Origin of the sequence: Streptomyces sp. NPDC029041, assembly GCF_040637515.1 — a bacterium.
Lineage (GTDB): Bacteria > Actinomycetota > Actinomycetes > Streptomycetales > Streptomycetaceae > Streptomyces.
The window spans coordinates 627409-638920 of sequence record NZ_JBEZWO010000004.1 but is presented as its reverse complement, the minus strand read 5'-3'; the positions used below and the strand labels follow the sequence as shown (position 1 = coordinate 638920).

Sequence of the window (11512 nt, the reverse complement as noted above, 5' to 3'; positions counted from 1 at the left end):
CCATGGCCGCGATCGGCGTCCTCGGCGTCTGGAAGCCGTCCCTGGACACGCTGTCCCAGGTGCTGGCGGCCGTCGCCGTCACCCTGGTCGTCGGCTTCGCCGTCGGTATCGCCGCGGCCCGCAGCGACCGTCTGGAGCGGGCGCTGCGCCCGGTCCTCGACGTGTTCCAGACGATGCCGCAGTTCGTGTACCTGATCCCGGTCGTCGCCCTGTTCGGCGTAGGCCGCGCCCCGGCCGTCGCCGCGGCGATCGTGTACGCCCTGCCGGCCGTCGTCCGGATCACCACCCAGGGCCTGCGCCAGGTCGACCCGGCCGCGCTGGAGTCCTCCAGCTCGCTGGGCGCGACCAGCTGGCAGCAGCTGCGGCAGGTCCAGCTCCCGCTGGCCCGCCCGGCGCTGCTGCTCGCCGTCAACCAGGGCCTCGTCCTGGTCCTCGCCGTCGTCGTCATCGGCGGCCTGGTCGGCGGTGGCGCACTCGGCTACGACGTCGTATTCGGCCTCGCCCAGGGCGACCTGGCGACCGGTCTGGTGGCCGGCGGCGCGATCGTCTGCCTCGGCCTGATGCTCGACCGGGTGACGCAGCCCACCGAACGCCGTGCGAAGAAGGGAGCGTGACATGCGAGTCCGCAAGACTGCCGTGATCGCCGCGGCGAGCTCCCTGGCGCTGCTCACCGGCTGCGGTGCCGCCGACATGACCAAGCAGGCCTCGCCCTTCGCCAACGCGCAGGGTGCCAAGACCGTGACCCTGTCCGTGCAGTCCTGGGTGGGCGCCCAGTCCAACGTGGCCGTCGCCCAGTACATCCTTGAGCACGAGCTGGGCTACCGCGTCGACACCGTCCAGGTCGACGAGGTGCCCGCCTGGGACGCCCTCAGCCAGGGCCGCGTCGACGCGCTCCTGGAGGACTGGGGCCACCCCGAGCAGGAACAGCGCTACGTCAAGGACAAGAAGACGATCGCCCGCGGCGGCGGACTCGGCGTCACCGGCCACATCGGCTGGTTCGTCCCGACGTACCTCGCCAAGAAGCACCCGGACATCACGAACTGGAAGAACCTCAACAAGTACGCCGACCTCTTCCGCACCCCGGAGAGCGGTGACAAGGGCCAGCTGATGGACGGTTCGCCGTCCTACGTCACCAACGACAAGGCGCTGGTGAAGAACCTGAAGCTGGACTACCAGGTGGTGTTCGCCGGCTCCGAGGCGGCGCAGATCACGCAGATGCGGCAGTTCGCCAAGGAGAAGAAGCCCTTCCTCACCTACTGGTACTCCCCGCAGTGGCTCTTCAAGAAGGTCCCGATGACCGAGGTGAAGCTGCCGCCGTACAAGGAGGGCTGTGACGCCGACCCGGACAAGGTCGCCTGCGCCTATCCGCACACTCCGCTGCAGAAGTACCTCAACGCGGACTTCGCGAAGAAGGGCGGCAAGGCGGCTGCCTTCCTGAAGAAGTTCAAGTGGACGACCGAGGACCAGAACGAGGTCTCCCTGATGATCGCCGACCAGAAGATGACGCCGGAGGACGCGGCGAAGAAGTGGGTGGACAGCCACAAGTCCACGTGGAAGAAGTGGCTGCCCTGACCCTTCCTACGGCAGGAGTCCGGCGGCGATCTCCCGCACCGCGCGGGCGGCCCGCCGCTGGAGTCCCGGCCCGAAGGTGATCCTGGTGGCCCCTCGCGCGCCGAGTTCGGCGGGTGAGGGGCCGCCTTCGGCCGGGGCCCCGACGTTGAGCGGCCCCTGGATCCCGGCCCGCAGCAGCGGCAGGACGTCCGGCGGGGCGCCGATCGGGTACACGCAGTCGGCCCCGGCGGCGACGTACAGCGCGGCCCGCTCGATGGCCCGGTCCGGGTCCCCGACCCCGCGAATGAACGTATCCACGCGCGCGTTGAGGAAGAGCCGGTCCCCGGCCGCCTCCCGCACCTCGGCCAGCCAGTCGGCGTGCGCCCGCGGGTCCTTCAGCGTCCCGCCCTCGGAATCCTCCAGGTTGCAGCCCACCGCCCCCACCTCCAGCAGCCGCTCCACCAGTTCCTTCGGCGCGAGCCCGTACCCGCCCTCGACATCCGCCGACACGGGCACCTCGACGGCCCGGACGATCCGGGCGACCGCCGCGAACATCTCGTCGGCCGGGACCTGGCCGTCCTCGTACCCGAGGGAGGCGGCGACCCCCGCACTGGGCGTGGCGAGCGCGGGGAACCCGGCCTCGGCGAACACCCGCGCACTGGCCGCGTCCCACGGCCCGGGCAGCACGAGAGGGTCGCCCGGCGCCCGGTGGTGATGCAGGGCGCGGAACACACCGGCCCTGCCCGCCGTACGGGCCCTCCCGGCCGTCACCTGTGCTGCCCCGGCTCGTAGTGCCCCGGCACCATACGGCAGGTCACCCCGAACCGGTTCCAGGCGTTGATCACCGTGATCACGGCGATGACCTGCGCCAGCTCGGCCTCCTCGAAGTGCTGCGCGGCGCTGTCCCAGACCTCGTCCGGCACGAACCCGTCCGTCAGGACCGTCACCGCCTCCGTCAGCTCCAGCGCCGCGAGCTCCTTCGCGGTGTAGAAGTGCCGCGATTCCTCCCACGCCCCCAGCTGGATGATCCGCTCGACGCTCTCCCCGGCGGCGAGGGCGTCCTTGCTGTGCATGTCGAGGCAGAACGCGCAGCCGTTGATCTGCGAGGCGCGGATCTTCACCAGTTCCAGCAGCTTGGGGTCCAGGCCCTGCCGGGCCGCCACGTCGAGCCGGACCATCGCCCTGTAGACATCGGGCACGTGCTTGGCCCATTCCAGGCGGGCGGGCTGTTCGGGGGCGTACTCCGTGCTTTCCGGGGCCGTCGTCTCGGCGGTGTGCGTCGTCATGCCCTCGACCCTAGGAAGGAAGCAGCCCAGGAGTATGGTCCATTTCCATGGCGGAATCATGGGCCACTCTGGGGCTCGACCTGCATGTGGAGCCGACCGGGCCGGGCCTGCGCCGAGGGCTCACCGACGCCCTGCGCGAGGCCGTGCGCTCCGGGCGGCTGGCCCCCGGCACCCGGCTGCCGTCCTCCCGCGCACTCGCGGCCGACCTGGGGATCGCCCGCAACACCGTCGCCGACGCCTATGCCGACCTGGTCGCCGAGGGCTGGCTCACCGCCCGGCAGGGCTCGGGCACCCGGGTCGCCGAGCGGAGGGTCGTCCCGCCCACCGGCACCGCGCCCCACCCGCGCACTCCGGCCCGCCCGGCCTACGATCTGCGCCCCGGCAGCCCGGATCTGACGTCCTTTCCGCGCGCGGAGTGGCTCAAGGCGGCCCGCCGCGCCCTGACCGCCGCCCCTCACCACGCCCTCGACTACGGCGACCCGCGGGGCCGCCCCGAACTGCGGGCCGCGCTCGCCGGGTACCTCTCCCGGGCCCGGGGCGTGCGCGCCGACCCCGAACGGATCGTGGTGTGCGCCGGGTTCGCGCACGGTCTGAAACTGCTCGGCACGGTCCTGCGGGCCCGCGGGGCACGGACCGTCGCGGTCGAGTCGTACGGCCTCGACGTGCACGCCCGGATCCTGACCGGCTCCGGCCTGGACACCGCCGCGCTGCCGTTCGACCGGCTCGGCACGGACCCGGCCGGGCTGCCCGGAGCCGACGCGGTCCTCCTCACCCCCGCCCACCAGTTCCCCATGGGCGTGCCCCTGCACCGCGACCGCCGCACGGCCGTCGTGGACTGGGCCCGGCGCACCGGCGGGCTGGTGCTGGAGGACGACTACGACGGCGAGTTCCGCTACGACCGGCAGCCCGTCGGCGCGCTCCAGGGCCTGGACCCCGACCGGGTGGTCCACCTGGGCACCGCGAGCAAGTCCCTCGCGCCCGGGCTGCGGCTGGCCTGGATGGTGCTGCCGCCGGGTCTCGCGGAGGAGACCGCGGCGGCCAAAGGCGGTGTCGACACGTGCGGGGTGCTGGACCAGCTGACCCTGGCCGAATTCCTCACGTCCGGTGCCTACGACCGGCACGTCCGCGCCGCCCGGCTGCGCTACCGGCGCCGCCGGGACGCCCTGGTCGCCGCCGTCACGGCGCGGGCCCCGGAAGCCCGCGTCAGCGGTATCGCGGCCGGGCTGCACGTCCTGCTGCGGTTGCCGCGGGGCACCGAGCGGTCGGTGGTCCAGGCGGCGCACTGGCGGGGTCTCGCGCTCCACGGCCTCGCCCGCTACACCCACCCCGCCGCGCGGGCCGAGCCCGCCGACGCCCTGGTCGTCGGATACGGCACACCGCCGGACCACGCCTGGTCGGGGGCGCTCGACGCGCTGTGCGCGGTACTGCCCGGCTGACCGCCCCCTTTTTCCTCTACGGAGTACCGCCCTCTACGGGTACCGCCGTCGCCGGTGGCCAGGAGTCCGCCACGAGCAGCCGCCCCGCGAGACCCCCGGGCGCTTCGGTGGCGGCCGGGCCTCAGGTGACGTGCTGACCGGTCACCGCCGGGCTTCCCCGGCCGCCCCGGCCTTCTGCCCCGGCGGGGACTGCCGGCGCGTCCCGGCGTCGGTGTGCCGGTGGAGGGCCCGCATCACAGCCGCGGTCTTCAGCAGCATCTCCTCGTACGCGGCCTCCGGATCGGAGTCGAGCACGATCGCGCCGCCCGCCCCCAGCCGCACCTGGCCCGCCGTGAGGACGGCGGTCCGGATCACGATGCCGAGATCGGCTCCGCCGCCGCACCCGAAGTAGCCCAGGGCGCCGGAGTGGACGCCGCGCGCCTCGGTCTCCAGCGAGTCGATGATCTCCAGCGTGCGCGGCTTCGGCGCGCCGGTCATCGAGCCGCCCGGGAAGCAGGCCCGCACGCAGTCCACCGCGTCCGTGCCGGGCCGCAGCCTGCCCTCGACGGTCGACACCAGCTGGTGCACGGTGGCGTACGTCTCCGTTTCCATCAGCCGGGAGACCCGTACGGTCCCGGTGCGGCAGACCCGCCCCAGGTCGTCGCGCAGCAGGTCGACGATCGTCAGGTTCCCGGCCCGGGTCTCGGCGTCCGCCGCGAGCGCGTCCCGCAGCCGGGCGTCCTCCTCGGCTCCGTCACCCCGGGGCGCGGTGCCCTTGACGGGCCGGGCCTCGACGGTGCCGTCCCGGCCGATGCGCAGGAACCGCTCGGGGGAGGAACCGGCCACCTCCAGCTCCCCGAACCTCAGGAACGCCGCGTAGGGGGCCGGGTTGTCGCTGCGCAGCGTCCGGTAGAACTCCAGCGCGTCGGGCGGAGCGGGCAGCCGGGCGGCGTTCGTCAGGCAGACCTCGTAGCTGGTGCCCGCCCGCAGCGCCTGCCGGCAGGCCTCGATGTCCGCGAGGTAGGTCGCCCGGTCGCGCACCAGCCACGGCTCGGCCGCGCCGGGGTCGGCCGGGGCCGCAGGCTCGGGCAGCGGGGGTCGTTCCGTCGTCACGCAGGAGAGGCCGGCGAGCACACCGTCCAGCCAGTCGGCGGCCTCCCGCGTGGCCTGCGGGGTGTCCTCCGCCAGGCACACGACGTAGGTGAAGCCCTCCTCGTGGTCCACCGCGATCACCCGGTCGGCGAACAACCAGGCGGCGTCCGGGACGGGGGAGCGGTGCCGGTTGGGGGACCCGCAGTCGGCCTTCATCTCGTAGCCGAGGTAGCCGACATAGCCGCCGGTGAAGTCGAAGGGCAACCCCGTCGCGTCCACCCGTCGGGTGGTCAACTGCCGCTTGAGGTAGTCGAAGACACTCGCCTTGACCCGCCGCACCGGCCGGCCCGCCCGCTCGATCTCACACTGCCCGGCGGCGACGTCGTACCGTACGAACTCGGCGAGCGGCCCCTGGTCGTCCCCGAGGAACGAGAACCGCGACCGCCCCGGCTCGACCAGCGAACTGTCCAGCCAGAAGGACCGCGGCGACCCCGCGAACATCCGCCCGAAGACCGCCTCCGCATCGACGGCACCGCTGATCCGCCGGGTGTGCAGCCGGTACCCGGCCCGCTCGGGACGCCGGGGCCGGGGGAAGCCCGCGGAGGGCGCAGGCACGGCGGCGTCCCCACCGACACCGAGGGCCGTGCCCTGCCCAGCGGCCGGGACGTCCCCGTGCGCCGGAACGACCCCGCCCGGGGCCTTCGCCACGCCGAGGGGCACGACAGCCGCCCGGGAGACCGCGGCGACCTGGAAGACGGCCGCCGTCGCGGGCTTGCGCGGGCGCCCGGTGTCCGAGGGAGCCGCCCCCGCCCGCCAGACCCCCGTGCCGTAGCCGGGAACGCCGGGGCGCCGCCGGACCTCCTCGTGCGACGGCACGGCCGTGTTCTTCGTGCGCAGCTTCCCGGCCCGCCGGGCGGTGAGGTTGCGGAAGTTCACGAGCATGCGGTGCCCGTACTCCGTGAGGACCGACTCCGGATGGAACTGCACCCCCCACAGCGGCCGGCTGCGGTGCCGCAGTCCCATGAGGACGCCGTCCTCCGCCCAGGCGGTGGCCTCCAGCGTCTCCGGCAGGGGCTCGCGCACGGCCAGGGAGTGGGAGCGCACGGCGGTGAAGTGCTGCGGCAGCCCGTGGAACAGGTCCCGTCCGTCGTGCCGGACCGTGGACAGGTGCCCGTGCCGGGGTTCCGGAGCGGGCCCCACCCGACCGGCCTCCCCGAGCGCGATGCCCTGATGCCCCAGACACACCCCGAGCACGGGAACCGGGGAGGTCGCGAGCAGCCTGCTCCCGGTGCCGAAGTCACGGGCCTCACCCGGGTGCCCGGGGCCGGGGGAGACCACCAGGTTGTCGAACGCCCGGAGGTCGGGGAGAGCCTCGGCGGGCGCGTCGTTCCGGACCACCACCGGCTCCTCGCCGTTGACCTCGGCGATCAGCTGGAACAGGTTGTACGTGTACGAGCCGTCATTGTCGATGAGCAGTGTCTTCACCCGCCCACCTCCCTTTTCCCGAAGAAGTGCTGGAGCCGGGGTATGCGAATCCAGGTGACACAGAAAGGGGAGAAACGTCGGATCGAACAGGAGCACCGGTGGGAAAACCGCGCTCATATTCACGCACCACGGTTTCTGATTTCTCCCGGGCCAGGGCCGAATCCGTTGTGAAATGACCGGTCACGCCGTCCCATACGGAAAGCGCTCACCCCGTGTTCACGATGCAACAAACGATTTTCCGGCCGCTCGCGAGATGACCCCCGAAGGTACGGACTTTCCGTAGCCCCGAGCATCGCCCTGCCGAAGCAGGCCGCCCCACCCAGGGTGCACACCATTCCAAAGCTCACAAAACGACAGTGGGGGAGCGGTCGCGGACGGGGGGCCCTGTGCGACCGTCCTCACCGGTCTCTAGGCTGACCGTCTGTCAGTGCACTGCGGGGAGACACGGGGAGACACGCACATGGCTGAAACACGGCGACGGCTGCGCTCGAGCACGGTGGTGCTGGGCGGCATGGGCGTCCTCGCGGCGGCCCTGTCCGCCTGCGGTTCCGACCCGGACCGCCGCTGTGTGGACCGGGACAGCTACGACTACATCAACGGCTACAAGATCGTCGCCGACAAGAACTGCTCGTCCGGTACGTCCTCCTCCTACAAGGGCCGCAAGAAGACCGGCACGTCCGGCGTCGCCGACGCCGACTGGTACTACGACGCCGACATCAGCGGCAGCCGCGCCGACCACGGCACTTTCAGCCGCAGCGAGGCCGTCGACCGGGGCGGCTTCGGCTGCTCGGGCTCCGGCAGCGGCGGCGGCTGACGGGCGGACACGTCAGATGGAACGCAGAACCCTCGAACCCCGCCCCGGCTGGCAGCAGACCGTCGAGGAACAGGGCCTGATCTACCCCCTGACCCGCTACCCCGACGACTCCCTGCGCCCCTACTGGGACGAGAGCGCGTACTACGTCTTCTCGCTGGAGGAGATCGAGGCCCTCGAAGAGGTCGTCGAGGACCTCCACCGGATGTGCCTGGCGGCAGCGGACCACATCGTCACCGAGGACCGCTTCGCCGACCTCGGCATCACCGACCCCCGCGTGGCCCGCGCGGTCGCCGAGGCCTGGCGGCGCCGAGCCGAACTGCCCTCGCTCTACGGCCGCTTCGACCTCCGCTACGACGGCACAGGTCCGGCCAAGCTCCTGGAGTACAACGCCGACACCCCCACCTCCCTGGTCGAGGCCGCGTCCCCCCAGTGGTTCTGGATGGAGGACCGCTTCCCCGGCGCCGACCAGTGGAACTCCCTCCACGAACGTCTCATCGACGCCTGGCGGAAGCAGGCCGCCCTCCTCCCGCCCGGCAGCCCCCTGTACTTCGCGTACTCCTCCGCCGACGAACTCGGCGAGGACATGATGACGGTCGCCTACCTCAAGGAGACCGCCGAGCAGGCGGGCCTGGCGACCGACTGGATCGCCATGGAGGAGATCGGCTGGGACCGCCTCTCCGGCCGCTTCGTCGACAACCGCCTCCGCTTCATCCGCAGCCTCTTCAAGCTCTACCCGTGGGAGTGGCTCACCACCGACCGCTTCGCCGACCACGTCCTGGACACCCTCGACAACGGCGGCGGCACGGGCTCCACCCTGTGGATAGAGCCGGCCTGGAAGATGCTCCTCAGCAACAAGGCGCTGCTCGCGATCCTCTGGGAGCTGTACCCGGACCACCCGAACCTCCTCCCGGCCTATCTGGACGGCCTCCGGGACCTCCCCGCGAAGGGCTGGGTGGCCAAGCCCCTCCTGGGCCGCGAGGGCGCGGGCGTCACGATCCACGAGCCCGGATCCACCCCCACCGTCCGCGACGAGCCCTGCTGCTACCAGCAACTGGCCCCCCTGCCCGACTTCGACGGCAACCGGGTGGTCCTGGGCGCCTGGGTGGTGGAAAACGAGTCGGCGGGCCTGGGCATCCGGGAGTCGTCGGGCCTGATAACGGATGAGTACGCGAGGTTCCTGCCCCACGTGATCCTTTAGACGGGGGGGCGGGGTCACGTCCCTCAGGGGCGCGGGGAACTGCGCGATCAACCACAGGCGACCCGCACCCGGCAACGAAGAGCAACCCGGCAGACGCTCCCTGCTCACCCCACCCGGTAGGCTGGCCCCGGGCCGTGACTGGCGCGCTGGGATGGGACCAACCATCGGGGAGCGGCCCGAGCAGACAGAGCCGTGCGCCTGGGCCGTACCGTGAACGCTGAACGCAACGTCCGGAGGTCCACACATGTCAGCCGAGCCCCTCTCCACCGCTTCCACCGCCTACCGCGCCGCCCTCGACGTGATCCGCGCCGTCGAACCCCGCGTGGCGGACGCCATCGGCCAGGAGGTCGCCGACCAGCGCGACATGCTCAAGCTGATCGCCTCCGAGAACTACGCCTCCCCGGCCACCCTCCTCGCGATGGGCAACTGGTTCAGCGACAAGTACGCCGAGGGCACCATCGGCCGCCGCTTCTACGCAGGCTGCCGCAACGTGGACACCGTCGAGTCCCTCGCCGCCGAGCACGCCAAGGAACTCTTCGGCGCCCGCCACGCCTACGTCCAGCCGCACTCCGGCATCGACGCCAACCTCGTCGCCTTCTGGTCGGTCCTCGCCCAGCGCGTCGAGGTCCCCGCCCTGGAGAAGGCCGGTGCCCGCCAGGTCAACGACCTCTCCGAGGCCGACTGGGCCGAGCTGCGCCGCGCCTTCGGCAACCAGCGCATGCTCGGCATGTCCCTGGACGCCGGCGGCCACCTCACCCACGGCTTCCGCCCGAACATCTCCGGCAAGATGTTCGACCAGCGCTCCTACGGCACGGACCCGGCCACGGGCCTCATCGACTACGAGGCGCTGCGCACCTCCGCCCGCGAGTTCAAGCCGCTGATCATCGTCGCGGGCTACTCGGCCTACCCCCGCCTGGTGAACTTCCGGATCATGCGGGAGATCGCCGACGAGGTCGGCGCGACGCTCATGGTCGACATGGCGCACTTCGCCGGCCTGGTCGCGGGCAAGGTCCTCACCGGCGACTTCGACCCGGTCCCGCACGCCCAGATCGTGACGACCACCACCCACAAGTCGCTGCGCGGCCCTCGCGGCGGCATGGTCCTGTGCGACGACTCCCTCAAGGACCAGGTCGACCGCGGCTGCCCGATGGTCCTCGGCGGCCCGCTGCCGCACGTCATGGCCGCCAAGGCCGTGGCCCTCGCCGAGGCCCGCCAGGAGTCCTTCCGCGACTACGCCCAGCGCATCGTCGACAACTCCCGCGCCCTCGCCGAAGGCCTGATGCGCCGCGGCGCGACCCTGGTGACCGGCGGCACGGACAACCACCTGAACCTGATCGACGTCGCCTCCTCCTACGGCCTCACCGGCCGCCAGGCCGAGGCCGCCCTGCTCGACTCGGGCATCGTCACCAACCGCAACGCCATCCCCGCCGACCCGAACGGCGCCTGGTACACCTCCGGCATCCGCGTCGGCACCCCCGCCCTGACCACCCGCGGCCTCGGCACCGCCGAGATGGACGAGGTCGCCGGCCTGATCGACCGTGTCCTCACCACCACGGAGCCGGGCACGACCAAGTCGGGCGCCCCCTCCAAGGCGTCCCACGTCCTCGACGCGAAGATCGCCGACGAGATCTCCCACCGCGCCACCGACCTCGTGGCCGGGTTCCCGCTGTACCCGGAGATCGACCTGGGCTGACGCCCGCGCTCTGTCATTCGTCCAGGTCGATCAGTACCTGACGCGGTTCCTCCCGCGGCGGTCCGGCTTCCCGCCGGGCCGCCGCGCGGCGTATCAGCAGGGTGCCGCCGGCACCGGCCGCGAGCCCCAGCGCCCCGGCCGCCACCGCCCAGCGGACCTCGCCCCGCCCCGGCCCGGGCAGACCGGCGGCGGCCGCGCTCCCGGCGGTCCCGCCCTCGGCATCCCCCAGCAGCCGCGCCCTGTCCAGCCGGTCGAAGAGCGACCGCGGCGCCCGGTGCCAGCGGATGTCGTCGTCCTCCACGGCGGGCGTCGGATCCGACCGCACCCAGGGCGTGCCGTCCTCGGCCACCACCAGCTGGTCCTGCCGCTCGACGGCCACGTCGCCGCCCGGCGGCCGGTTGGTGGTGGGCCAGCCGCCGACCCCGGACAGCCCCCAGACCACGGTCAGGCGCACCTGCGGAAAGTTCCCCTCCGTCCACTCCTCCGGAACCCGCTCCGTCCCCCTGTACGTGGGCTCGAGCAGCTGCCACAGCCGGGCGAAGGCCGGCTGTCCCGAGCGCACCGCCGTCGTCCGTCCCGTGCCGCCCTCGACGATCATCGCCACGTCCGGCACGTCCCGCGGCCGCACCGGAAGGGCCACGGCGGACGACACCGCCACCCCCTCGGCCAGAACACCGGCCACCGTGACAGCCAGCACGCACCACCCCACACGACGACACAGCCCTCCGGCCACACGACGAGGCGACACTCCCGCACGGTTCGGCGACCCGGCCACACCGCCCGGGTTCGGCGCCGCCGTGACACCGCCGTGTGGCGCTCCCGTCCCGTCAGGGTTCGGCGAACCGGCCGCACCGCCCGGGCTGGGCGTCGCCGTGACATCGCCGTGTGGCGCTCCCGTCCCGTCAGGGTTCGGCGAACCGGCCGCACCGCCCGGGCTGGGCGTCGCCGTGACATCGCCGTGTGGCGCTCCCGTCCCGT

At 72.7% G+C, this 11512-nt stretch carries 10 protein-coding genes and 1 riboswitch; of the genes, 6 read left to right on the top strand and 4 right to left on the bottom strand.

From position 1 onward, the window contains the following. Positions 1-614: ABC transporter permease subunit (locus tag AB0F04_RS13265; RefSeq protein WP_362040781.1), on the top strand; the 614-nt coding region annotated here is incomplete at its 5' end. A gap of 1 nt (position 615) precedes the next feature. Beyond that, positions 616-1572 (top strand): ABC transporter substrate-binding protein, encoded by a 957-nt coding sequence (locus AB0F04_RS13260; RefSeq protein ID WP_362040779.1) that lies wholly within the window; start codon positions 616-618, stop codon positions 1570-1572. A gap of 6 nt (positions 1573-1578) precedes the next feature. Here AB0F04_RS13260 and AB0F04_RS13255 read toward each other — a convergent pair whose 3' ends face one another. Next, entirely contained in the window at positions 1579-2322 is a 744-nt protein-coding gene (locus AB0F04_RS13255) for an isocitrate lyase/phosphoenolpyruvate mutase family protein (protein WP_362040777.1), read from the bottom strand. Then, positions 2319-2837 (bottom strand): carboxymuconolactone decarboxylase family protein, encoded by a 519-nt coding sequence (locus AB0F04_RS13250; protein WP_362040774.1) that lies wholly within the window; start codon positions 2835-2837, stop codon positions 2319-2321. Before AB0F04_RS13250 ends, AB0F04_RS13255 begins: the two co-directional genes overlap by 4 nt. Positions 2838-2884: 47 nt before the next feature. Here AB0F04_RS13250 and AB0F04_RS13245 point away from each other — a divergent pair, with 47 nt between their 5' ends. After that, positions 2885-4273: a PLP-dependent aminotransferase family protein gene (locus tag AB0F04_RS13245; protein WP_362040771.1), complete on the top strand. Its 1389-nt coding sequence runs from the start codon at positions 2885-2887 to the stop codon at positions 4271-4273. Between the two features lie 141 nt (positions 4274-4414). On the opposite strand, the gene AB0F04_RS13240 is transcribed toward AB0F04_RS13245, so the two are convergent. Beyond that, positions 4415-6829: a chorismate-binding protein gene (locus AB0F04_RS13240; protein ID WP_362040768.1), complete on the bottom strand. Its 2415-nt coding sequence runs from the start codon at positions 6827-6829 to the stop codon at positions 4415-4417. Between the two features lie 460 nt (positions 6830-7289). On the opposite strand from AB0F04_RS13240, the gene AB0F04_RS13235 reads away from it, so the two are divergent. The 3 genes from AB0F04_RS13235 to AB0F04_RS13225 all read left to right on the top strand — a co-directional run bounded on the left by AB0F04_RS13235 (position 7290) and on the right by AB0F04_RS13225 (position 10534). Next, entirely contained in the window at positions 7290-7643 is a 354-nt protein-coding gene (locus AB0F04_RS13235; protein WP_362040766.1) for a hypothetical protein, read from the top strand. 16 nt (positions 7644-7659) lie between these two features. Next, on the top strand, positions 7660-8841 hold the full coding sequence (locus tag AB0F04_RS13230; RefSeq protein ID WP_362040764.1) for a glutathionylspermidine synthase family protein: 1182 nt from the start codon (positions 7660-7662) through the stop codon (positions 8839-8841). A 124-nt stretch (positions 8842-8965) separates the two neighbouring features. Next, positions 8966-9052, top strand: a riboswitch (ZMP/ZTP riboswitch). Positions 9053-9085: 33 nt separating this feature from the next. Continuing rightward, positions 9086-10534 (top strand): glycine hydroxymethyltransferase, encoded by a 1449-nt coding sequence (locus tag AB0F04_RS13225; RefSeq protein WP_362040762.1) that lies wholly within the window; start codon positions 9086-9088, stop codon positions 10532-10534. A gap of 13 nt (positions 10535-10547) precedes the next feature. Here AB0F04_RS13225 and AB0F04_RS13220 read toward each other — a convergent pair whose 3' ends face one another. Then, positions 10548-11132, bottom strand: coding sequence for a hypothetical protein (locus tag AB0F04_RS13220; RefSeq protein ID WP_362040841.1), 585 nt, complete (start codon positions 11130-11132; stop codon positions 10548-10550). Positions 11133-11512 lie beyond the last annotated feature (380 nt).